19 protein-coding genes and 1 tRNA gene are annotated in these 22,251 nt (G+C 70.7%); 9 read left to right on the plus strand and 11 right to left on the minus strand.

What is annotated here, in order from left to right:
* Positions 1 to 4: 4 nt before the first annotated feature.
* Positions 5 to 883, plus strand: a complete 879-nt coding sequence (locus AOM01_RS12490) for a hyaluronate lyase N-terminal domain-containing protein (protein WP_062294100.1) — start codon at positions 5 to 7, stop codon at positions 881 to 883.
* 80 nt (positions 884 to 963) lie between these two features.
* Here AOM01_RS12490 and AOM01_RS12495 read toward each other — a convergent pair.
* Positions 964 to 1,045: transfer RNA gene (locus tag AOM01_RS12495), tRNA-Tyr, on the minus strand.
* Positions 1,046 to 1,168: 123 nt separating this feature from the next.
* On the opposite strand from AOM01_RS12495, the gene AOM01_RS12500 reads away from it, so the two are divergent.
* Complete coding sequence (locus AOM01_RS12500; protein WP_062294102.1) at positions 1,169 to 1,660, plus strand: YajQ family cyclic di-GMP-binding protein; 492 nt, start codon at positions 1,169 to 1,171, stop codon at positions 1,658 to 1,660.
* 23 nt (positions 1,661 to 1,683) lie between these two features.
* Here AOM01_RS12500 and AOM01_RS12505 read toward each other — a convergent pair whose 3' ends face one another.
* Positions 1,684 to 2,043, minus strand: coding sequence for a nuclear transport factor 2 family protein (locus AOM01_RS12505; RefSeq protein ID WP_169746563.1), 360 nt, complete (start codon positions 2,041 to 2,043; stop codon positions 1,684 to 1,686).
* A gap of 105 nt (positions 2,044 to 2,148) precedes the next feature.
* Here AOM01_RS12505 and AOM01_RS12510 point away from each other — a divergent pair, with 105 nt between their 5' ends.
* Positions 2,149 to 2,793: a dihydrofolate reductase family protein gene (locus AOM01_RS12510; RefSeq protein ID WP_062294108.1), complete on the plus strand. Its 645-nt coding sequence runs from the start codon at positions 2,149 to 2,151 to the stop codon at positions 2,791 to 2,793.
* 15 nt (positions 2,794 to 2,808) lie between these two features.
* Here the strand turns inward: AOM01_RS12510 and htpX are convergent, their stop codons facing one another.
* On the minus strand, positions 2,809 to 3,684 hold the full coding sequence (gene htpX / locus AOM01_RS12515) for a zinc metalloprotease HtpX (protein ID WP_062294111.1): 876 nt from the start codon (positions 3,682 to 3,684) through the stop codon (positions 2,809 to 2,811).
* A 370-nt stretch (positions 3,685 to 4,054) separates the two neighbouring features.
* Positions 4,055 to 5,449 carry an FAD-dependent oxidoreductase gene (locus AOM01_RS12520; RefSeq protein WP_062294114.1) on the minus strand — a complete coding sequence of 465 codons (1,395 nt, stop codon included), beginning with the start codon at positions 5,447 to 5,449 and terminating at the stop codon, positions 4,055 to 4,057.
* A gap of 395 nt (positions 5,450 to 5,844) precedes the next feature.
* On the opposite strand from AOM01_RS12520, the gene AOM01_RS12525 reads away from it, so the two are divergent.
* The 6 genes from AOM01_RS12525 (at position 5,845) to rarD (ending at position 14,443) form a co-directional block, all read left to right on the plus strand.
* Positions 5,845 to 7,632 (plus strand): nitrite/sulfite reductase, encoded by a 1,788-nt coding sequence (locus AOM01_RS12525; RefSeq protein WP_304524053.1) that lies wholly within the window; start codon positions 5,845 to 5,847, stop codon positions 7,630 to 7,632.
* Positions 7,629 to 8,357, plus strand: a complete 729-nt coding sequence (locus AOM01_RS12530) for a phosphoadenylyl-sulfate reductase (RefSeq protein ID WP_082110238.1) — start codon at positions 7,629 to 7,631, stop codon at positions 8,355 to 8,357. Before AOM01_RS12525 ends, AOM01_RS12530 begins: the two co-directional genes overlap by 4 nt.
* Positions 8,358 to 8,560: 203 nt before the next feature.
* Positions 8,561 to 10,726, plus strand: coding sequence for a glycosyltransferase family 2 protein (locus AOM01_RS12535; RefSeq protein ID WP_228374304.1), 2,166 nt, complete (start codon positions 8,561 to 8,563; stop codon positions 10,724 to 10,726).
* Positions 10,723 to 11,448 carry an HlyD family secretion protein gene (locus AOM01_RS12540; RefSeq protein WP_062294117.1) on the plus strand — a complete coding sequence of 242 codons (726 nt, stop codon included), beginning with the start codon at positions 10,723 to 10,725 and terminating at the stop codon, positions 11,446 to 11,448. The genes AOM01_RS12535 and AOM01_RS12540 overlap by 4 nt, the downstream gene beginning before the upstream one ends.
* Positions 11,445 to 13,415, plus strand: a complete 1,971-nt coding sequence (locus AOM01_RS12545) for a glycosyl hydrolase (protein WP_156155971.1) — start codon at positions 11,445 to 11,447, stop codon at positions 13,413 to 13,415. Before AOM01_RS12540 ends, AOM01_RS12545 begins: the two co-directional genes overlap by 4 nt.
* A gap of 77 nt (positions 13,416 to 13,492) precedes the next feature.
* Complete coding sequence (gene rarD / locus AOM01_RS12550; protein ID WP_062294255.1) at positions 13,493 to 14,443, plus strand: EamA family transporter RarD; 951 nt, start codon at positions 13,493 to 13,495, stop codon at positions 14,441 to 14,443.
* Positions 14,444 to 14,615: 172 nt separating this feature from the next.
* Here the strand turns inward: rarD and AOM01_RS12555 are convergent, their stop codons facing one another.
* The 7 genes from AOM01_RS12555 to nuoI are packed head-to-tail and all read right to left on the minus strand — an operon-like array spanning position 14,616 to position 22,198.
* Positions 14,616 to 15,614 carry a polyprenyl synthetase family protein gene (locus AOM01_RS12555; RefSeq protein ID WP_062294124.1) on the minus strand — a complete coding sequence of 333 codons (999 nt, stop codon included), beginning with the start codon at positions 15,612 to 15,614 and terminating at the stop codon, positions 14,616 to 14,618.
* A gap of 3 nt (positions 15,615 to 15,617) precedes the next feature.
* Positions 15,618 to 17,198, minus strand: a complete 1,581-nt coding sequence (gene nuoN, locus AOM01_RS12560) for an NADH-quinone oxidoreductase subunit NuoN (RefSeq protein ID WP_062294127.1) — start codon at positions 17,196 to 17,198, stop codon at positions 15,618 to 15,620.
* Positions 17,195 to 18,688, minus strand: coding sequence for an NADH-quinone oxidoreductase subunit M (locus AOM01_RS12565; RefSeq protein ID WP_062294128.1), 1,494 nt, complete (start codon positions 18,686 to 18,688; stop codon positions 17,195 to 17,197). Before AOM01_RS12565 ends, nuoN begins: the two co-directional genes overlap by 4 nt.
* A 3-nt stretch (positions 18,689 to 18,691) precedes the next feature.
* Positions 18,692 to 20,572 (minus strand): NADH-quinone oxidoreductase subunit L, encoded by a 1,881-nt coding sequence (gene nuoL / locus AOM01_RS12570; protein WP_062294132.1) that lies wholly within the window; start codon positions 20,570 to 20,572, stop codon positions 18,692 to 18,694.
* 2 nt (positions 20,573 to 20,574) lie between these two features.
* Positions 20,575 to 20,874: an NADH-quinone oxidoreductase subunit NuoK gene (gene nuoK / locus AOM01_RS12575; RefSeq protein WP_062294135.1), complete on the minus strand. Its 300-nt coding sequence runs from the start codon at positions 20,872 to 20,874 to the stop codon at positions 20,575 to 20,577.
* Positions 20,874 to 21,611 (minus strand): NADH-quinone oxidoreductase subunit J, encoded by a 738-nt coding sequence (locus AOM01_RS12580; protein WP_062294138.1) that lies wholly within the window; start codon positions 21,609 to 21,611, stop codon positions 20,874 to 20,876. The genes nuoK and AOM01_RS12580 overlap by 1 nt, the downstream gene beginning before the upstream one ends.
* Positions 21,611 to 22,198: an NADH-quinone oxidoreductase subunit NuoI gene (gene nuoI, locus AOM01_RS12585; protein WP_228374307.1), complete on the minus strand. Its 588-nt coding sequence runs from the start codon at positions 22,196 to 22,198 to the stop codon at positions 21,611 to 21,613. Before nuoI ends, AOM01_RS12580 begins: the two co-directional genes overlap by 1 nt.
* Between the last annotated feature and the right edge of the window lie 53 nt (positions 22,199 to 22,251).

A 22,251-nucleotide genomic window follows, 5' to 3' on the forward strand; every position in this document is an offset into this window, starting at 1 on the left:
ACGCATGACCACGATCAAGCTGAGGCGCGGCACCTGGGCGCAATGGCAGGCGGCGAACCCTGTGCTCGCGGCGGGCGAGCCGGGCTACGAGACGGACACCGGCAAGTACCGGATCGGGGACGGCGGCACCAGGTTCGTGCTGCTGCCCGCGTTCATCAACGACGACTCGATGACCGCGTCGTACGTCGCGAAGCGCAGCGCGGCGGACATCATGAGGGCAGGCCTGGCCACGTGGGAGTCGGCGCCGGTGGCGATGGTGTTCGCCGGGTCCTCGACCACCGCCAACTCTGCCGCCACGGGCTGGGTCGCCCGCTTCGTGACCCGGGTCCGGTCCCAGTACTCGACCGCCGGCGGCGAGACCGCGATCCAGGTGTCCACGACCGCGGACTTCACGCGGCGCACGGCCGCGGGCGTCCACGCCTACAACTGCGGGATCGTGAACACGCGCGCCAACGACTACCTCACGGACGGGATGTGCGACACCATCGCCGCCGTCCGGCCGGCCGTGATGTTCCACATGGTGGGTTCGAACGACTTCAGCGCGCAGCGCAACCCCACGACGTACGAGAACGACCTGGTATCCCGCCTGAACTACCTCGATGGGGTGCTCCCCTCCCCCGTGGTGCACATCCTGGTGCACGCGTACCAGCGCCTCGACGTCTCCTCGACGACCTACGCATGGTCCGCATACGGCAACGCATTGCGCCGGGTCGCGGGACGGGCGCCCGCATCGCGGCTGTGCCTGGACCTCTCGGGCGCCTACGAGGCGTCCGGGATCCCCGGGAGCGACCCGCTCGACCTGCTGTCGACCGACAACGTCCACCAGACGGCCGCGGGCTACGCGTTCATGTCCTCGCTCATCCAGCGCGAGCTCGCGGTCTGAGACCGCGGCCGGGAGCGGTCGCGACGCGCCCCCGGAAACGCGGAAGCGCCCCTCCCGAAGGAGGGGCGCTTCGCCTGACGTGGCGGGTGAGGGATTCGAACCCCCGAAGTCGTTGACGGCTGATTTACAGTCAGCTCCCTTTGGCCGCTCGGGCAACCCGCCAGTGCGCCGCACTGCGGCGCGCATGGAAGGATAGCAAGGATTGAAGGCCGAACGCGAATCGCGTCCCGGGCCTCGCAACGCGACCCGACAGCGCCGCCCGCGCGGCGCCCCGAAGGAGGAGTAATGGCAGGCGACAGCAGCTTCGACGTGGTGTCCAAGGTGGACCGCCAGGAGGTCGACAACGCCCTCAACCAGGCCCACAAGGAGATCGCGCAGCGCTACGACTTCAAGGGCGTCGACGCGTCGATCGAGTTCTCGGGCGAGGACATCCTCATGAAGGCGAACAGCCCCGAGCGCGTCAAGGCGGTGCTCGACGTGTTCATCTCGAAGCTCGCCAAGCGCCAGATCGAGATGAAGGCCCTCGAGTGGGGTGAGCCGGTGCAGTCGGGCAAGGAGTACCGCCTGGTCGCGAAGGTCAAGGAGGGGATCGCGCAGGACGTCGCGAAGAAGCTCACCAAGCTGGTCCGCGACGAGGGCCCCAAGTCGGTGCGCGCGCTCATCCAGGGCGACGAGCTCCGCGTGACCTCGAAGTCCCGCGACGACCTCCAGGCGACCATCGCGCTGCTCAAGGGCGCGGACGTGGACGCCGCGCTGCAGTTCGTCAACTTCCGCTAGCGCACCGCCCGCCGCGCCCCGTCTCAGGACGGGTGCGCGGCGGGCGTGCGTTGGTGCACCAGCAGCCGCCAGTCCCCGTCGATGCGCGTGTACGCGCTCGTGATGTAGGAGACTCGCTCGGTGTCCCACACGATCGCGCGGGCGCGGTAGACCACCACCGCCATCACGCCGGACGGCTCGATCACCTGGACGTCCTCGAGCGAGTGGACGTCCCACGGCTGCGTGGTCGCCATCGACTCGACGGCCTCCTCGCGGTCCAGCACGCCCACCTCGGGCAGCACCATCACGGCGCCTGGCGCGAGCACCCGACCGTAGAACTCCCGCGGATCGCCGCCCGACGCGGCCTCCCACGCCTCGCGCTCCAGCCTCTCGACGTCGTGCACCGCGACCACCTCCTCGTGGCGGGAGCCCCGGCGGACCGCACGAGCGCCCCCTCCTCGCCATCATCCCCCCGCGCGCGGGTGCGCGCCCGGTGGCACACTTCAGGCATGTCCCTGGTCCGGGTGCACAACCTCGCGGTCTCGCTCGACGGCTTCGCCACCGGTGCCGGTCAGAGCCTCGCCGCGCCCTTCGGGCACGCCGGCATGAGGCTGATGGAGTGGTTCAAGGCGACCGCGACGTTCGCCGCGAACATGGGGGTGGACGATGCGCCGTCCACCCCGGACGACGCGTTCGCCGCGCGCTGGCGGGACGGGATCGGCGTCGAGATCATGGGGGCCGGCAAGTTCGGACCTCCGGGCTGGCAGGATGACCCGGGCTGGCGGGGCTGGTGGGGCGAGGAGCCTCCGTTCCACACCCCGGTGGTGGTGCTCACGCACCACCCGCGGGAGCCGCTCGCGGTGGGCGGGACCACGTTCCACTTCCTCGACGCGTCGCCGGACGATGCGCTGGTCGCAGCACGCGCCCTCGCACCGGGCCTCGACGTGCGCCTGGGCGGAGGACCCACCACGGTGCGCCAGTTCCTCGCCGCGGACCTGGTGGACCTGCTCCACGTCGTGGTGGTGCCGGTGGTCCTCGGTCGCGGGGCGAGCCCGTGGGAGGGGCTCGACGGCCTCGAGGAGCGCTTCGACGTCGAGACGGCGAGCACGCCCAGCGGCGTCGCACACCTGACGTTCACGCGGCTGCCGCGCTGAACGAAACCCCCCGCGTCAGCGCAGGTAACCGCGCGATCGCGCCATGTCCTCGAGACGCGCGATGCGCTGGTCCATCGGCGGGTGGGTGGCGAACAGGTTCGCGAGGCCCTCGCCGCGGAACGGGTTCGCGATCATCATGTGCGAGACGTTCTCCAGCTGCGGGGAGTCCTTGAGCGGGCGCGCCTTGACGCCCTGCTCGAGCTTGCGCAGCGCGGACGCGAGCGCGAGCGGGTCGCCGGTGAGGGTCGCGCCGTCCTCGTCCGCGTCGTACTCGCGGGTGCGGGAGATCGCCATCCGGATGAGCGACGCGGCCAGCGGCGCGAGGATCAGCATCGCGAGCAGGCCGATCGCGCCGAGCGGGTTCTCGCGGTTGCTGTTGCCGCCGCCGAAGAAGAACAGCATCTGCGCGACCGCGGTGATCATGCCCGCGAAGGCCGCCGCCACCGAGCCGATGAGGATGTCGCGGTTGTAGACGTGCATGAGCTCGTGGCCGAGCACGCCGCGCAGCTCGCGCTCGTCCAGCAGCCCGAGGATGCCCTCGGTGCAGCACACGGCGGCGTTCTGCGGGTTGCGACCCGTCGCGAACGCGTTCGGCGCCGCGGTGGGCGACACGTACAGCCGCGGCATCGGCTGGTTGGCCTCGCGGCTGAGGTCGCGCACGATCCGGTACATCGCCGGCTGCTCGACCTCGGTGACCGGGCGCGCGTGCATCGCGCGGATCGCGAGCGACGCGGAGTTCCAGTAGCCGAACGCGGTGCCGGCCACCGACAGGAGCGCGAACAGCCACAGGTACTGGCCGCCGCCGATGAAGACGCCCAACGTGAGCATCACCGCCCACAGCAGCACGAACAGACCAGTCGTCTTCAGCCCGTTGAAGTACTTCCTGCCCACGTGTCCTCCGAATCGTCCCGGTCGGAGAACGCGCGCAGGCGCGCCGCGGTTCCCCCGAGGGTGAATCGTGCCATGCCGATCCGGCACGCCGTGTCAGCCGAGCCGGCGCGACGGCCTCGGGCGACGCTCGAGCGGGGACGATGCGCCGGCCACCGGAGCGCCCCTCCCGCCCTCCGTCGCAACCAGGCCGTCGCCCACCAGGCGCCCGACCGCGGCCGTCTCCCGCGCATCGTCCCGCCGCCATGCGCGGACACGCGGAAGGCTGCCGTCGCGGCCTCTGCCAGGGGAGACGCGTGAGGCCGGGGAGACGGGCGCACCCGTCTCCCCGGCCTCACGACGCGTATGCGTCAGCGGGATACCCCGACTCGCGTCACGGCGAGACGTTGTCGGTGATGCGGCTGAGCGCGATCTCCGTCATGTCCTCGCGCGGCACCACCTTGATGCGCTCGCGGCCGTGGGGCTCGCCGATCGCACGCTCGTGCGAGTCGAGGATCTCCCAGTCCTCCCACTGCACCACGGGGACGCCGCGGGACTTCAGCAGCCGAAGGATGTTGTCGGGGCTCAGCCCGGCCGGCGTCGCCTTGGACTCCGCGTACAGCGTCGGGGCATCCTCGACGAGGTTGGCGATGGTCTCGGAGGCGTCGGACTTGGTGTGGCCGATGAGGCCCACCGGACCGCGCTTGATCCACCCGGTGGCGTAGTAGCCCTGGAGGTGCTCGCCCGAGGAGTCGACCACGCGGCCGCCCTCGTTGCGGATGGTGCCCCTCTCCGCGTTGAACGGGATGCCGTCGATCTCGGTACCCCAGTAGCCCACCGCGCGGTACACCGCCTGGACCGGGTAGTCGATGAACTCGCCGGTGCCCTTGACGTTGCCGTCACCCTGGAGCTCGGTGCGCTCGACGCGCAGGCCCACGACCTTGCCGTCCTCGCCGAGGACCTCGTGGGGGCTTTGCAGGAAGTGGAGGTGGATGCGGCGCGAGGCGTCGCCCGGCTCCTTCATCGCGTACTCGGTGAGGGTCTTGACGACCTGCTTCTGCTGCTTGTTGTTCTCCGCGATCTCCATCGAGGCCTCGTCGAACTCGTAGTCCGTCTCCGGGTACACGACGATGTCGACGTCCGGCACGTGACCGAGCTCGCGGAGCTCCAGGGGCGAGAACTTCACCTGCGCCGGGCCGCGGCGGCCGAACACGTGGACGTCGGTCACGGGCGACTGCGCAAGGCACTCGACCACGTTCGACGGGATCTCCGTGGGCATGAGGTCCTTGACGTGCTTCGCGAGGATGCGCGCGACGTCGAGGGCGACGTTTCCGACGCCCAGGACGGCAACCTCCTTGGCCTCGAGCGGCCACGTCCGCGGCACGTCCGGGTGGCCGTCGTACCACGACACGAAGTCGGCGGCACCGTACGATCCATCCAGGTCGATACCAGGGATGTCAAGCGAGGCGTCCTTGAAGGAGCCGGTCGCGAAGATCACCGCGTCGTAGTGCTCACGGAGCTCGTCGAGGGTGATGTCGGTGCCCACGTCGACGTTGGCGAGGAGGCGGATGTCGCCCCTCCCGATCACGTTCGCGAGGGCGACGATGATCTGCTTGATGCGCGGGTGGTCGGGCGCGACGCCGTAGCGGACGAGTCCGAACGGCGCCGGGAGGCGCTCGATGATGTCGATCGACACGTTGAGGTCGGTCTTGGTCAGGATGTCGGCGGCGTACGTGCCGGCGGGGCCGGCTCCGATGATGGCGACACGGAGCGGACGCTCGGTGGTCACGGCGGTCTCCTCAGCGTTTCTGGGCGGGGAATCCGAAGAGGGGTGCGCGCTCGCCACGCCCGCTCCGGGCGAACGGTTCCAGAGTATAGACACGGCGTTACCGGCTCCCGTCAAGCCTCCGACCGCACACCCCTGGGGGCATGTGCGCTGGTAGATGCCCTCCCGGGTATACGGGCAAATCGGGCGCGGAGGGGTTCCCAAGGTCCCTGGTGATGTGTCATCATCTCGCCCATGGCAACCTCGGCGACCACCGGCACCCTCGTGTGCTGCGTCTGCTGTGCCATGTGTCTGTCGGCCTAGTCGCCCACGGATCGTCCCCAAACCATCCAGGGCGCTCGGCCTGACGAGCGCGATCTCGCCACGCCGCAGCTCCCCGCAAGACCACTGGAGGAGCGGTGAGCACCACCACCGACAGTTCCGGCTCGGCCACCCCCAACCCGCAGGCGCTGACCGATGCCGACGAGCGTCGCCGCCACCGCGAGGAGGCGCGCCTCATCCGCACCCGTGAGGCGGCGGCGCGCAAGGACACCGCGGCGAAGGACGGCCAGTGGGCGTCTGGAGACCGCACTCCGCTGAACCCCAACGAGGAGTTCAAGTCGACCGGCGACCCGCTCGAGGTGCGCCAGCGCATCGAGAGCATGTACTCCAAGTGGGGCTTCTGGTCGATCCCGCCCACCGACCTGCGGGGACGCTTCCGCTGGTGGGGCCTGTACACGCAGCGCCGGCCGGGGATCGACGGCGGCAAGACCGCGATCCTCGAGCCGCACCAGCTCGACGACGAGTACTTCATGCTCCGCGTCCGCTCCGACGGCGGGCAGCTGTCCGTGGCCCAGGCCCGCGAGATCGGAAAGATCTCGAGCGAGTTCGGCCGCGAGACCGCGGACGTGTCCGACCGTCAGAACGTCCAGCTCCACTGGATCCGCATCGAGGACGTGCCCGAGATCTTCCGCCGCACCGAGGCGGTGGGCCTCGGCTCCGAGGAGGCCTGCGGCGACGTGCCGCGCGTCATCCTCGCCTCGCCCGTCGCGGGCGTCTCGAAGGAGGAGCTGATCGACCCCACGCCGCAGATCGAGCAGATCAAGGAGCTGTACATCGGCTCCCCCGAGTTCTCGAACCTGCCGCGCAAGTTCAAGACCGCCTTCACCGGCCAGCCGGTGCCCGACATCCTCCACGAGGTGCAGGACATCGCGTTCTGCGCGGTCGAGCACCCCGAGCTGGGCATCGGCTACGACCTCTGGGTGGGCGGCGGCCTGTCCGTCAACCCGATGCTCGGCATGCGGCTGGGCGTCTTCGTGAAGCCGGAGATCGCGCACGAGGTGTGGAAGGGCGTCATCAGCATCTTCCGCGACCACGGCTACCGCCGCCTGCGCACCCGCGCCCGCCTCAAGTTCGTGGTCAAGGCCTGGGGCGCGGAGAAGTTCCTCCAGGTCCTGCAGGACGACTACCTGGGCTACGAGCTCCCCAAGGGACCCGCGCCGCGCACCGCGACGCCGGGCGACCGCGGCGACCACGTGGGCATCCACGAGCAGAAGGACGGCAACTGGTACGTGGGCGTCGCCCCCGTCGCGGGCCGCATCTCGGGCGAGAAGCTCCAGACCATCGCCGCGATCGCGGAGGCCGCCGGCTCGGACCGCATCCGCCTCACCCCCCTGCAGAAGATCCTCATCCTCGACATCCCCGAGGACAAGGTCAGCGACGTGGTCAACGGCCTGCGCGCCCTCGAGCTCGAGTCCGACCCGGGCGAGTTCCACCGCAACGTCATCGCGTGCACCGGCATCGAGTACTGCAAGCTCGCGATCGTCGAGACCAAGGCGACCGCGCGCGAGGTGGTGAAGATCCTCGACGACAAGTTCCCCACGCTCGACAACCCCATCACGGTGCACGTCAACGGCTGCCCCAACTCCTGCGCCCGCGTGCAGATCGCGGACATCGGCTTCAAGGGCCAGCTGGTGCTCGACGAGGAGACGGGCGAGCAGGTCCCGGGCTTCCAGGTCCACCTGGGCGGACGCCTGGGCCGCGGGGAGGACAACGACTTCGGCCGCAAGATCCGCGCCCACAAGGTCACCCAGCACGGAATGCCCGAGTACGTCGAGCGCGTTACACAGAACTACCTCGACACGCGCGAGGCCGGCGAGCAGTTCGCCGACTGGGCGTTCCGGGTGGATGAGGAGCTGATCCGATGAACGTGCTGGGAGCCGCGTCGTTGACGCTGCTCAACCCCACAGAATGGAACGCCGAGACCTGCGCCGAGGTCAATGCGCGCCTGATCACGGCGTCCGCCGAGCACATCGCGGACTGGGCCGTGGCCACCTTCGGCGACTCGATCGCGATCGCCGCCTCGATGCAGGACACCATCCTCCCCCACATGTTCGGCACGCGGCGCGAGGGCGTCGACGTCCTGTTCCTCGAGACCGGCTACCACTTCCAGGAGACCCTGGAGACGCGCGACGCGGCCGCGGCCGCGTTCCCCATCACCGTGGTGAACGTCATGCCCGAGCAGACCGTGGCGGAGCAGGACGCCACCTACGGCAAGGATCTGTTCGCGCGCGACCCCGGCCTGTGCTGCCAGATGCGCAAGGTGGATCCGCTCCGCCGCGCTCTCGAGGGCTACTCCGCATGGGTGACCGGTGCGCGGCGCGTCGACGCCGTGACCCGGTCCGAGCTGCCCGTGGTGTCGTGGGACGCGAAGCACGGCCTGGTCAAGATCAACCCTCTTGCGCTGTGGGACGACGCCTCGGTGGAGTCCTACGAGGACCGCAACGGCCTGCCCCGCAATCCGCTGGTCGCGCAGGGCTACCCGAGCATCGGCTGCTTCCCCTGCACCCGCAAGGTCGCGCCCGGCGAGGACCGCCGCGCGGGCCGCTGGGCGGGCCAGGACAAGACGGAGTGCGGCATCCACGTCGCGTAGCCTCGCGGTCGCTCAAGGTTCTGCGCACGGTTCGTGCGCAGAACCTTGACCGTTTCGTCCCTTTTATGCCTAAAGTGAGCGTGCTTCGCACGCGCGGAGCATCCCCGCAGGGCGCCCCACCTCGGGTGCGCCATCGTCGATGACGCCGATCCGCCCTCCCACCCTCCCGTGCGCTGACGCGCGCGTGACGACAGGAGCAGATCGTGCGATCACCCGCAGACGCACCCTTCCACACGCCCGTCGCGGCGCCCGCACGGACGGCCGGGCCGTCTCCCGTCATGACGCTGCTGGTGATCCTCGCGACCATCGGCATCCTCGGGTACTCGTTCTTCCTCCTCAACCCCGCGAACCGCGGCGACGTGATCCCGTGGCTGCTGGTGATCTCGGCGGAATCGGTACTGGTGTTCCACGCGCTGCTGTCGATGTGGACCATCCTCGCCGGGACGGTCGACCCGAGGGACTTCGCCTTCCACCAGGCGCGCGACGCGCTGTTCGGGCGCTCGATCACCGGCGACCCGACGGAATGGCCCCTCCAGCTCGGCGGCAGGAGGATCACCGTCGACGTGTTCATCACCGTGTACGGGGAGCCGCTGGAGGTGGTGCGCCGCACCATCGTCGGCGCCCTCGCGATGGACGGGCGGCACCGGACGTGGGTGCTCGACGACGGCGACTCCGACGACGTACGCGAGGTCGCCGCCCAGCTGGGCGCGCGCTACGTCCGGCGTCTCGGCAACAGCGGCGCCAAGGCGGGCAACATCAACCACGCGCTCACGCTCGCCAAGGGCGAGTTCTTCGCCGTCTTCGACGCGGACTTCGTGCCCGACCCCCGTTTCCTGCTCGAGACGGTGCCGTTCTTCGCGGACGCGCAGGTCGCATTCGTGCAGACGCCGCAGACGTACGGCAACCTCCACACCACGATCGCGAAGGGCGCCGGCTACATGCAGACGGTGTTCTACCGGTTCGTGCAGCCGGGACGGAACCGCTTCAACGCGGCGTTCTGCGTGGGCACGAACGTGGTGTTCCGCCGCACCGCGGTCGAGGACGTCGGCGGCATCTACACGGACTCGAAGTCGGAGGACGTGTGGACGTCGCTGCTCATGCACGAGCGCGGCTGGCGGACGGTGTTCATCCCGACCGTGCTCGCGATCGGCGACGCCCCCGACACCGTGGAGGCGTACGCGAAGCAGCAGCTGCGCTGGGCGACCGGCGGGTTCGAGATCCTCCTCACGCACAACCCGCTGAGCCCGCGCCGGACCCTCACGGCGGACCAGCGGATCCAGTACTTCGTGACGGCGACGTTCTACCTCACCGGCATCACGCCGCTGCTCCTCCTGGTGGTGCCGCCGCTCGAGATCTACTTCGACCTGCGCCCCATGGCGCTCTCGATCTCGGTGACCACGTGGCTGGTGTTCTACGCCGGCTTCTACGTCATGCAGATCGGGCTCGCGTGGTTCACGCTCGGCACGTTCCGCTGGCAGACGCTGACGCTCGCCACCGTGTCCTTCCCGATCTACCTCAAGGCGCTCGTCAACGCGATGACGCAGCGGGACGTGGGCTGGACCTCGACCGGTAGCACCAAGGCGGGCTCGCCGTTCAACTTCATCGTGCCGCAGGTGCTGTTCTTCCTCTTCCTCGCGCTCACGTCGGTGGTGGCGGTGTGGAGGGACTGGGACAACGGCGTGGTGACCCTGGCGACGGCATGGAACCTCACCAACACGCTGATCCTCGGCGCGTTCCTCATGGCGGCTCGCCGCGAGGCGCGGGCGCTGCGCAAGGGACGCAACCTCGCGCCGGCCCGCGTCGATGCCGCCGAGGAGCCCTCCATGCCTGCGGTCGTGATCGCGCGTCCGGTCGAGGTCGCCGCGGCGATCGCCGCTCGTCAGGCGCGACCCGTGGCGCCCGCCCCCACCCCGTGGACGCCGGTCACCGCCCCGATGCTCGAGCCGGACGTCGCGCCCGAGCCGCTACCGGAGCGCGTCGCCGCACCCGTGGCCGTGCCCACCCCCGTCCGCGTCCCTCGCCCGGTCGCGGTACCCGCGCCTGTGACCCGTGCACCGGTGGTCGCCGCACCCGCACCCGCACCGACCCCTGCGCCCGAGCGGCAGCGCGTGCTCGCGCCCGTGCTGGTGGCGGTCGGCGCACCGTCGGCTCCCGCGGACGAGCCGGTGCCCGCGCCACGCGTCCCCGCTCCGCCCACGCCGTTGCGTGCCACCGCACCGACCGCACCCGCCTCGCCTCCCACACCGCCCACGCCGCTCCGTACCGTCGCGCGCGAGCCCGCGCCGCGCGCCGATGCCCCCTCCGGCATCGTCCGTTCTGACGCGCCTGTGATGCTCGGCCGCCGTGCCCGCCGCGAGCTCGCGTCATGACGTGGGGCAACCGGCTCAAGCTGGTCATGGGCGTGATCGCGGTGCTGCTGGTGGTCGCCGCGGCGACCATCCTGTTCAACCGGCGCCAGTCCGAGGTGGTGAGCTCGACCGCGAGCATCAAGGCCGCGCGGTACGACGTCGGCACGGACTACGGCGGCCTGGTGGTACGGCGGTTCGTCGAGGAGGGCGAGCGCGTCACCAAGGGTGCGAAGCTCTTCGCGATCGACAGCCCGATCCTCGCCCGCGACATCCGGCAAGGCCTGCTCGAGGCGGTGCCCGGTTCGCTCGGCAAGGACGGCACGGTGACGGTCCGCGCCGCGATCGGCGGCGCGGTCGAGGACATCACGGCGGATGTGGGCAGCTTCGCAGGCACCGGGTCCGTCATCGCGGCGATCGATGAGCGCGACAGCCTCTACACCGAGGCCGAGTTCGTGCTGTCGCCCCGCGACTTCGGACGCATCGGGGACGACGCGATGGTCGAGCTACGACTGCCGGACGACTCCGTGCTCGCGGGCTCGGTGACCGACCTGTCCGTCGAGACGGTCGAGGGCGCAGCGGTGGTGACCGTGCGGATCGACTCGGACGACCTGGTCGACAACCCGGAGGGTGCGCTGATGAAGTCGGGGACGCCTGTGGAGGCGACGCTGCACCTGCGCGACGATGGACCTCTGGCGGGGGTGACCGATGCGCTCGGCGACCTCGCCCGCAAGGTGGGCCTGTGAGGCGAGCCGTGATGGCGGCGCTGACCGCGGGCGTGCTCGCGATCGCGGGTTGCACCGGTGCGCCGGATGACCCGGTGAGCGTCGCTACGACCGCGGGTCCGGCGACCCGCGTCGACGGACCCGATCCCGCCATCCTGCCGACCGCGAGCGCGCAGACCGTCCCGACGCGCGTGGCGGAGGGCGTGGTGCCCCCGACCAACCGCTGGTACTCGGCGCTGGCCTTCGGCGACCCAGGCCTGCCCGTGTTCCCCAAGCCGCTCTCGTTCCAGACGGTCGACGGCGGTTTCACGATGGGCCTGACGCGCCCGGATCCGCAGGAGAACGCGATCCTCGCGCCCGCGGTCGCGGACGTCACGGTGACCTTCGACGGCGCCTCGGGCGCGGGCGAGGTGGTCGAGGCCACCCCGGTCGCCGTGACGCTCGCCACCGGGCCCGCCCAGGTGACGCTGGCGCAGGGAGTCCCGGTGGTCGCGGTCTCCTCCGACGGCGGCGGCACGGCGACACTGTCGGTGCCGTTCGCACTCGCGGGCGACGCGGTGGCGACCGCGACCGTGGGAACGACCACCTACGGGATCGCGCTGGACCGCGCGAGCGTCGACGGCACGACGCTCGACATCGACCCCGGTGGCGCGGCGCAGATCTTCGCGGTGCCGGACGGCGGGTCCGCGACCGCCTTCGCCGCGGCGCTGGGCCCGATCGCGCGCGGCGCGGACGCCTCCTATGCGCTCGGCGAGGTCGCCACCACCACGGTGAGCTATGCGCCGGAGCCGACTGTCGTCGCGGTGCCCGCCGCGCGCGCGGGCGGGCTCGACTGCGGGCTCGGCTCGTACGCGACCATCGCCGGACAGTACGAGGTGTGCGCCGCATCGTCCGTCTCCTGGGACGTGCCTCGCACCGATCCGGCCGCCGCGCTGGACCTGTCCGGCATCACGGACCCCGAGCGCGACGCGATCACGGCGGCGCTCGCCGCGGACGCCGGCGCCGAGCCCGAGCTGCCCGCGGACACGTACTTCGGCGCCAAGGCGCTCTACCGGCTCGCGAACCTGCTGCAGCTCGCGGACGCTCTGGGGGAGGACGCCTACGCAGAGCAGGTCGCGGGGACCCTCGAGGAGCAGCTCGACCTGTGGGGACAGGCCTCCGGATGCGACGAGCGCGCCGAGCGCTGCTTCACGTACGACGCGACGCTGCGAGGCGTGGTGGGTCTCGCGCCTGCGTTCGGCTCGGAGCAGTTCAACGACCACCACTTCCACTACGGCTACCTCCTCTACGCGGCGGCCATCGCCGGAGCGCGCGATCCTGACCTCGCGGAGCGCATCGGGCCCGTCATGGACCTGGTCGCCGAGGACATCGCGGCACCGGGGACCTCGGACGCGTTCCCCGTGCGTCGGGTGTTCGACCCGGTGGAGGGGCACTCGTGGGCGTCGGGGCTCAGCCCGTTCGCGGACGGCAACAACCAGGAGTCGAGCTCGGAGGCCGTGCTCGCCTGGAACGCGGTCGCGCTGTGGGCGGACCTGCGGGGGGACGATGCGCTAGGCGCCTCCGCGCGATGGATGCTGTCCGCGGAGGCGGAGGCCGCGACGCGACTGTGGCTCGCTCCGGACCTCGCGCCCTTCCCCGAGTATCCCCACGGGATCGTGGCGATCCAGTGGGGCGCGAAGCGCGACTACGCGACCTGGTTCAGCGCGGAGCCCTCGGCGATGCTCGGGATCCAGCTGATCCCCGGCCAGCCGGCCGCGATGGCGTACCTCGACACCGTGCCCGACGAGCGGATCGTCGCGACGGCCGCGGAGGCGTGGGGTGCTGCGACGCCCGGCCAGTTCGCCGACTATCTGCTCATGTATCGCGCCCTCGCCGGCGACGAGGAACGGGCGGCGGCGTGGAGGGCGGCGATCGCCCTGCCCGACACCGCGATCGACGACGGCGACTCGCGCGCGTGGATGCTCGCATGGATCGCGGCGGCAGACTGAGAAGGGGGCCGTTCCAGGTGCCACCCGCGGAGCACTGGCCCTGCTGAGCGGGGGCCAGCCTCTGGGAGAATCGGGTGGTGACCCCCACCCTCGACCGCCGCGGCCTCGCGTACGGCGCCACCGCGTACTTCATCTGGGGGCTGTTCCCCCTGTTCATGGCGGCGCTCGAGCCGGCCGGTGCGCTCGAGATAGTCGCGTGGCGATCGATCTCCTCGCTGGCGGTGTGCCTCGCGATCGTGCCGTTCGTGCGCGGGTGGGCGCGCATCGTCTCCGTGGTGAAGGACCGCCGGGTGCTCGCGCGCCTGGCGCTCGCGTCGCTCGTGATCGCGGTGAACTGGGGCGTCATGGTCTACGCAGTCGTCACCGACCGCGTCGCGCAGACCTCGCTCGGCTATTACATCAACCCCCTGCTGACCGTCGCGCTTGGCGTGGTGCTGCTGGGTGAGCGGCTGCGGCGGCTCCAGCTGGTCGCGATCGGGGTCGCGGCGCTCGCCGTCGTGGTGCTGGCCGTCGAGATGGGCGGCCTGCCGTGGATCTCGCTGGTGCTCGCGGTGTCGTTCGCGGTCTACTCGTTCATCAAGAAGGACGTGGGGCACAAGGTCGACGCGCTCACCGGGCTGACCGTCGAGACTGCGGTGCAGCTGCCGGTCGCGATCGGCGTGCTGGGGCTCGTGTGGGCGTCCGGGGAGGCCACTCTGTTCGCGCGCGGCGCCGAGGGGCTGGGCGGGTGGCACGACGCCCTCATGCTCACCACCGGGACCTGGACCGCGGGCGCGCTGCTGATCTTCGCGGCGGGTGCACGGAGGCTGCCGCTCAACATCTCGGGGCTGCTGCAGTACATCGCGCCGACCATGACGTTCGCGCTGGCGGTCTGGCACTTCCACGAGCCCATGCCGCCGGCCCGGTGGGCGGGCTTCGCACTCGTGTGGGTGGCGCTGGTGCTCATCACGGTGGACTCGTGGCGGGCGCGGTCGAAGGTGCGTGATTCGCAGGCGGCCGTGTCCGGCGAGGTCACCGAGCCGGTCTAGGGGCGGCGCTGCCGCTCGCACTCGACCGCGCTCCACACGCGTGCCCGGTCGGGAGCGCTCTCGCGCTGCCACTCGCGTCGCATCTCCCGACCAGGGAGGGTGCAGTTGCAGAATCCGTGTGGAGCCCGGCGGCGAGCGCGGATGGTGCCGGGGGCGCGGGGGTGGGTCGCGGTCAGGCCGCGCGGGCCACGAGGGCGTCCGCGAAGGCCATCAAGGAGTCGCGCACGTCGCCCTCGGGCAGCGCCGCGACCGCGTCCTTCGCCTGCTGCGCCCACGCGCGTGCAAGAGTGGCGGTCTCGTCGACCACCACGTGCGCGGCCAGACGCTCGACCACGGAGGCGAGCGCTGCATCGTCCGTCAGGTCGCCGTCGATGTCGGCGAGCAGCGTCACGTCGTCCGCCGTGCCCTCCCCCGCCGCGATGCGGCGGCGCAGCAGCAGCACCGGCATGGTCGGGACGCCCTCGCGGAGGTCCGTGCCGGGGGTCTTGCCGGTGGTGGCGGCATCGGAGCGGATGTCGATGACGTCGTCGGCGAGCTGGAAGGCGACGCCGGCGGCCTCGCCGTACGCGGTGACCTGTTGGACGATGCTGGGCGGGCAACCGCCGAACATCGCGCCCAGGCGCGCGGACGTCGCGATGAGCGACGCGGTCTTGTCGGCGAGGACCTGGAGGTAGAAGGCGATCGGGTCGTCGTCCTCGGCGGGGCCCACGGTCTCGTGGAGCTGCCCCAGGCACAGGCGCTCGAACGTCTCGGCCTGGATCCGCACCGCCTGCGGGCCCAGACCCGCGACCACGGTCGAGGCGCGCGCGAACAGCAGGTCGCCGGTGAGGATCGCGACGGAGTTGCCCCACACCTCGTGCGCGGCGGGCGCGCCGCGGCGGGTGGGCGCGGAGTCCATGACGTCGTCGTGATAGAGCGTCGCCAGGTGGGTGAGCTCGACCACCACGGCGGCGTCGAGCACCTCGGGCCTCGCGCCGTCGCCCAGCTGCGCGCACAGCAGCGCGAGCAGCGGGCGCAGGCGCTTGCCGCCGGCGTTCACCAGGTGGCGGGACGTCGCGTCGGCGAGCTTGTCCGACTGCGCGACGGCGTCCCGGAGCCTCTCCTCCACGAGCTCGAAGCGAGGCTGGAGCTCCGCCTCGAGCTCGGTGTTCCCGATCGACAGCGATGCCATCGGCTAGCCCGCCGCTCCCAGGAGCAGCACGCCGGCGTTCTCGAACGCCGCGAGCACCGGGCCGGGGACGATGCCGAGCAGCAGCACCGCCGCGACCGCGACGATCACGACCACGCGCGCGAGCGGGCTGTGGTCGATCTCGATCGCGTCCTCCTGGCCGTCCGGCACGTCCGTGAGGAACATCAGCACGATGAGGCGGACGTAGAAGAACGCGGCAGCGGCAGAGGCGATGACGGCGATGAGCACGAGCGGCCAGCCGCCCTCGGAGATCGCGGCGGCGAACGCCACGAACTTGCCCACGAAGCCCGCGGTGAGCGGGATGCCGGCGAACGACAGCAGGAACAGCGCCATCGCGCCCGCGAGCCACGGGGAACGCTTGCCCAGGCCGGCCCACTGGCCGAGGCGGGTGGCCTCGCCCAGCACGGTGCCGTCCTCGGCCTTCTCCCGGACCTGCGTGATGACCGCGAACGCGCCGAGCGTCGCGACGCCGTAGGACGCGAGGTAGAACGGCAGCGCGGACAGCGCGCCGTCGGGGAAGCCCGCGAACGCGACCAGGATGAATCCCGCGTGCGCGACCGACGAGTACGCCAGCATGCGCTTGAGCTCGGTCTGGACGAGCGCGACCACGGTGCCCAGCACCATCGAGGCGATCGCGACGGCCCAGAACAGCCAGGACAGCTCCCACTCGAGGCCGTGGAAGGCCTCGTAGGCGACGCGCAGCAGCGCCGCGGTGGCGGCGGCCTTGGTCGCGGCCGCCATGAACGCCGTGACCGGCGTCGGGGCACCCTGGTAGGCGTCGGGCGTCCACGAGTGGAACGGGACGGCGCCGATCTTGAACAGCAGACCCACCACGACCATGACGGCGCCTGCGAGCACGAGCGCGTCCACGCCCGTGACCGAGGCGACGCCCGCCGCGATGCCCGCGTACGAGGTCGAGCCGGTGGCGCCGTACAGGAAGGCGGCGCCGAACAGCAGGATCGCGGAGGAGAAGGCGCCGAGCAGGAAGTACTTCAGGGCGCCCTCGTGAGAGAGGAAACGACGGCGGCGCGCGAGCGCGACCAGGATGTACAGCGGCAGCGAGAACACCTCGAGCGCGACGAACAGGAAGATGAGGTCCGTCACCGAGGTGAAGAGCATCATGCCGCCCACCGCGAACAGCGCGAGCGGGAACACCTCGGTCACCTGCAGGCCCTTGCGGCGCGCGAGGGTCTCCTCCGTGGAGCCGGGTGCGACCGAGCCGAGCGGCGTGAACGCCTCCTCGCCCGCGCGGGTGCGCGCCGCGAACAGGAGCGCGCCGAGCGTGCCGAACACGGCGATGAGGACCTGCCACGCCAGCGACTGGCGGTCGACCGTGAGCATGCCGTCGAGCACCACCGTGCCCGCGCCCTCGAGCGCCGCCCATTGGGCGATGGCCGTACCGGCCGCGGCGATCAGCGCGACCAGGGAGACGCCGAGCTGCACCTTGCGGCGCGTCTCCGGGGACCGGAGGAAGGACTCGAGCAGGATCGCGACCGCGGCGGCGCCGAGCACGATGATGACGGGCGCGAGCGGCGCCCAGGCGATCTCGGGGGTCGTGAAGCTCACTGACCTGCCTCCTCGGTGGAAACGGTGGCCACGATGTCGGCCGAGGGCTCACGCAGCGTGTCGATCGCGATGCCGGGCAGGAAGCCGAGCACCAGCATGAGCGCGACAAGCGGCCACAGCACCACGCGCTCGCGACGCGTGAGCTCGCGGACCTTCTTGCGACCCTCGGGGGCGGGACCCGTGAAGACCTTCTGGTAGGTGAGCAGCACGTACAGCGCCGCGAGCACCACGCCCACCGCGGAGACGATGACCGCGACCTTCGCCACGGAGAACGCGCCGATGAGCACCATGATCTCGGAGACGAACGGCGACAGACCAGGCAGCGCGAGCGCGCTGAGGCCGATCACCAGGAACGTGCCCGCGAAGACGGGGACGATGCGCTGGAGACCGCCGTACGCCGTCACGTCCGCGGTGCCGTAGCGGTGGATGAGGAAGCCGACCACGAAGAACAGCGCGCCGGTCGACAGGCCGTGGTTGAACATGTAGAACGCGGCGCCCTCGACGGAGGTCTGGGTGAACGCGAAGATGCCCAGCACCATGATGCCGAAGTGGCTCACCGAGGTGAACGCCACCAGACGCAGCATGTCCTTCTGGCCGATCGCGAGGAGCGCACCGTAGATCACCGAGATGACCGCGAACACGATGATCACCGGGGCCGCCCACTGCGCGGCCTCGGGGAACAGCGCGACGCAGAGCGTCAGCATGCCGAAGGTGCCGATCTTGTCGAGCACGGCGACCAGCAGCGCGGTGGTGCCCGGGCGGGCCGTCTCCGCGACCGTCGGCAGCCACGTGTGCACCGGCACCATGGGCGCCTTGATCGCGAACGCGAGGAAGAACGCGAGGAAGATCAGCCGCTCGGCGGTGGTCGACATCGGCAGGTGGGTGAGGTTGTCCGTGAGGAACGCCTGCTCGCCGCCCGGGCCCTGGAAGTAGAGGGCCACCACGCCGACCAGCATGATCAGGCCGCCCGCGAGCGAGTACAGCAGGAACTTCACCGCGGCGTAGCGGCGCTGGCCGCCGCCGAACGAGCCGATGAGGAAGTACAGCGGGATGAGCATCGCCTCGAACAGGACGTAGAAGAGGAAGACGTCACGGGCGGCGAAGATGCCGATCATGAACGCCTCGCTCAGCAGGATCAGCGCGAGGTAGTGCGTGCGGCGGGCGGGGTCCTTGTCCTCCCACCAGCCGGCGAGGATCGCCAGCGGGGTCAGCAGCGCGGACAGCACGATCATCAGCAGGCCGATGCCGTTGACGCCGAGCGCCCAGCTGGTGCCGATCTGCGGGATCCACGAGTAGACCTCGGAGAACTGGATGGTGCCGGCGGCGCCGGTGTCGAACTGAAGGAACAGCACGACGGCGAGCACCAGCTCGATTCCGGTGATGGCGAGCGCGATCTCCCGCACTCGAACGCGCGCCCCGCCGGGCAGCGCCCAGAGCAGGACGGCGCCGAGCGCGGGCAGCGCCACCATGACGGAAAGGATCGGGAACATGGTTTAGAGACCCCCCTGCACCACGACGAGGATGACGATGACAAGGCCCACCAGCATGGTCAGCGCGTACGAGCGCACCTGGCCGTTCTGCGTCTTGCGCACGGACTCGCCGGTACGGGCGAAGCCGTGGGCGGTCTTGTCCACCGCGCCGTCGACGATCGCGGCGTCGGCGTACACGAGCGTGCGGGTGAGGTGGGTGCCGGGACGCTCGAACACGCCCCGGTTGACCGAGTCCTGGAACATGTCGTTGCGCGCGGCGATGGTGGCCAGCGAGGCCGCGGGGGCGGTCTCCGGCACGTCCGCGGCACCGTACTTGCGCCACGCGATCCACGCACCGACGGCGACCAGCAGCAGCGTCGCGACCATGATGACCGGCACCGGCAGGACGGGCTCGTGGTGCTCGGCGTGGCCGGTGACCGGCTCCAGCCAGGTGCTGAAGCGGTCGCCCATCGCGAGGAAGAGGCCCAGGAAGGCGGAGCCGACCGCGAGGATGATCATCGGCACCGTCATGAGCGCGGGCGACTCGTGCGGGTGCTGACCGTCGGTCCAGCGCGCCTTGCCGTGGAACGTCATGAAGAAGAGCCGCGACATGTAGAACGCCGTGAGGCCCGCGCCGATCAGCGCGGCACCGCCGAGGATCCAGGGCTGCGCGCCCTCGCCCACGAACGCGGCCTCGATGATCTTGTCCTTCGACCAGAAGCCGGAGAACGGCGGGACGCCCAGGATCGCGAGCCAGCCCAGGCCGAACGTGACCCAGGTGGTGACCATCGCGGTGCGCAGCGCACCGAAGCGGCGCATGTCGACCTGGTCCGACATGCCGTGCATGACGGAACCGGCGCCGAGGAACATGCCTGCCTTGAAGAAGCCGTGCGTGACGAGGTGGAAGATCGCGAACGCGTAGCCGATGGGCCCCAGGCCCGCGGCCAGCATCATGTATCCGATCTGCGACATCGTCGAGGCGGCGAGCGCCTTCTTGATGTCGTCCTTCGCCATGCCGATGACGGCGCCCAGGATCAGCGTGAACGCGCCGATCGCGGCGACCGTGGTCTGCGCGGCGGGGGCGCCCTCGAACACGGGTGCGGAGCGCACGATGAGGTAGACGCCGGCGGTGACCATGGTGGCGGCGTGGATGAGCGCGGACACCGGCGTCGGTCCGGCCATCGCGTCGCCCAGCCAGGACTGCAGCGGGAACTGCGCGGACTTTCCGCACGCGGCGACGAGCAGCATGAGGCCGATCGCGGTGAGCTGCGCGGTGGTGGCCTCGGGTGCGGCCGCGAACACGGTCTGGAAGTCGAGCCCGCCCAGGTAGGCGAACATGAGGCCCATCGCGAGGATCAGGCCGATGTCGCCGATGCGGTTGACCACGAACGCCTTGTTGGCCGCAGTCGCGTACTCGGGCTTGTGGTTCCAGAAGCCGATCAGCAGGTACGAGGCGAGGCCCACGCCCTCCCAGCCGACGAACAGCAGGAGGTACGAGTCCGCGAGCACCAGCAGCAGCATCGCGGCCACGAACAGGTTGAGGTACGCGAAGAACCGGCGGCGGTCCGGGTCGTGCTCCATGTACGCCACCGAGTAGAGGTGGATGAGCGTGCCCACGAAGGTCACGAGCAGCACGAACGTCATCGACAGCGGGTCGACCAGGAGGCCGGCGTCGAGGTTGAGCTCGCCGCCAGGGATCCAGGAGAACAGGTGGACCGCGTGCGAGCGGTCGTGCTCGTCGAGGCCGAGCATCTGGATGAACGCGAGGAGGCCGACCACGAACGCGGTGCCCGACGCGGCCACGCCGAGCCAGTGGCCCCACGGGTTGGCGCGCTTGCCCGCGAGGAGCAGCACGAAGCTGCTCGCCAAGGGCACGGCGATGAGAAGCCAGGTGAGATCAAGCATGGTCAGCCCTTCAGCTCAGCGGGTTCGTCGAGCGAGATGGTCTGGCGCGCACGGAAGACGGCGATGATGATCGCGAGGCCCACGACGACCTCGGCGGCCGCGACCACCAGGACGAAGAAGGCCATGATCTGACCGTCGATCTCACCGTGGATGCGGGAGAAGGCGACGAGCGCGAGGTTCGCGGCGTTGAGCATGAGCTCGACGCCCATGAACGCGATGATCGCGTTGCGGCGCAGCAGCACGGCCGCGGAGCCGATCGCGAACAGGATGCTCGCGAGGATGACGAAGTTGATGGGGTCCATCAGCGGTCGCCCTCCTTGCGCGACGGGTCCTCGAGCTGGGCTCGCCACTGCTCGCCCTCGACCGTCTGGTTGCGGATCTTGAGCACGCGGGACACCGAGTGCTCGATGGGTCGGCCCTCGGGGTCGAGCGCGGGGACATCGAGCGCGTTGTGGCGCGCGTAGACGCCCGGCATGGGCTTGTTCACCGGGTCCGCGCCCACGCGCACGCGGTCACGCTGGACCTCGAGCTGGGTGCGGCGCGGCTTGAGGCGGGGCGTGTGCGTGAGCACCAGGGCACCCACGGCCGCGGTGATGAGCAGGAAGCCGAGCACCTCGATCACGAGGACGTACTTCTCGAACAGCATGATCGCGATGACGTCGGGCTCGCCCTGCACGCCCGTGGGCGCGACGGGCAGCACGGTCCGCACCACGATCGACACGAGGAACGCGCCGAGGCCGGCCGCGGTGAAGAGACCGATCCAGCGCTGGCCCTTGATGGTCTCCTTGAGCTCCTCGCGCTGGTCGACGCCGACCAGCATGAGGACGAACAGGAAGAGCATCATGACCGCGCCCGTGTAGACGACGATCTGCACCATCCCGAGGAACGGGGCGCCGAGCGTGACGTACGCGGCCGCGAGGCCCACCATCACGAGGACCACGGACATCGCGACGTGGACGGCCTTGCGGGCGAACAGCAGAGAGAACGCCGGGATCACGGTGATCGCGGCGATGATCCAGAACATGGCGGCGTTGACCATCAGACCGCTGCCTCCTTGTTCTCGGGAAGCGTCGGGTCCTCGGGACGGTGCTCGCGCACCCACTCGACCTGCGACTCGACGGGCTCGGTGACCTCGCCGCGGTAGTACGAGCCGTCGGTGGTGCCGGGCACCATCGGGTGCGGCGCCGCAAGCATGTTCTTGCCCAGGGGCGCGAGCAGGTCCTGCTTCTCGTAGATCAGGCCCTCGCGGGTGGGGCCCGCGAGCTCGTACTCGTTCGTCATCGTGAGGGCGCGCGTGGGGCACGCCTCGATGCACAGCCCGCAGAAGATGCAGCGCAGGTAGTTGATCTGGTAGACGCGGCCGTACCGCTCGCCGGGGCTGACCTGGTGGTCGGGCGTGTTGGAGTCCGCCTCGACGTAGATCGCGTCCGCGGGGCACGCCCACGCGCACAGCTCACAGCCGATGCACTTCTCAAGTCCGTCGGGGTGACGGTTGAGCTGGTGACGGCCGTGGTAGCGCGGCATGGTGGGCACCTTGACCTTGGGGTACTGCTCGGTCACGGTGGGGCGGAAGAAGTTGCGCAGGGACACGCCGAATCCGGCGACGGGCGCGAGCGCCTCGCCGATCGGTCCCTTCTTGGGGAGGTTCGACTCGAAGGTCTCGCGCTGCGCATCGCGCT

Source organism: Demequina phytophila, from assembly GCF_000971135.1.
Taxonomy (GTDB): domain Bacteria; phylum Actinomycetota; class Actinomycetes; order Actinomycetales; family Demequinaceae; genus Demequina; species Demequina phytophila.

Bases quoted from the DNA above. Each gene is read 5' to 3' on its own strand.
- AOM01_RS12490 (WP_062294100.1), top strand. From the start codon at position 5: ATGACCACGATCAAGCTGAGGCGCGGCACCTGGGCGCAATGGCAGGCG.
- AOM01_RS12500 (WP_062294102.1), top strand. From the start codon at position 1,169: ATGGCAGGCGACAGCAGCTTCGACGTGGTGTCCAAGGTGGACCGCCAG.
- AOM01_RS12510 (WP_062294108.1), top strand. From the start codon at position 2,149: ATGTCCCTGGTCCGGGTGCACAACCTCGCGGTCTCGCTCGACGGCTTC.
- AOM01_RS12530 (WP_082110238.1), top strand. From the start codon at position 7,629: ATGAACGTGCTGGGAGCCGCGTCGTTGACGCTGCTCAACCCCACAGAA.
- AOM01_RS12540 (WP_062294117.1), top strand. From the start codon at position 10,723: ATGACGTGGGGCAACCGGCTCAAGCTGGTCATGGGCGTGATCGCGGTG.
- AOM01_RS12555 (WP_062294124.1), bottom strand. From the start codon at position 15,614: ATGGCATCGCTGTCGATCGGGAACACCGAGCTCGAGGCGGAGCTCCAG.
- AOM01_RS12565 (WP_062294128.1), bottom strand. From the start codon at position 18,688: ATGTTCCCGATCCTTTCCGTCATGGTGGCGCTGCCCGCGCTCGGCGCC.
- nuoL (WP_062294132.1), bottom strand. From the start codon at position 20,572: ATGCTTGATCTCACCTGGCTTCTCATCGCCGTGCCCTTGGCGAGCAGC.
- nuoK (WP_062294135.1), bottom strand. From the start codon at position 20,874: ATGGACCCCATCAACTTCGTCATCCTCGCGAGCATCCTGTTCGCGATC.
- AOM01_RS12580 (WP_062294138.1), bottom strand. From the start codon at position 21,611: ATGGTCAACGCCGCCATGTTCTGGATCATCGCCGCGATCACCGTGATC.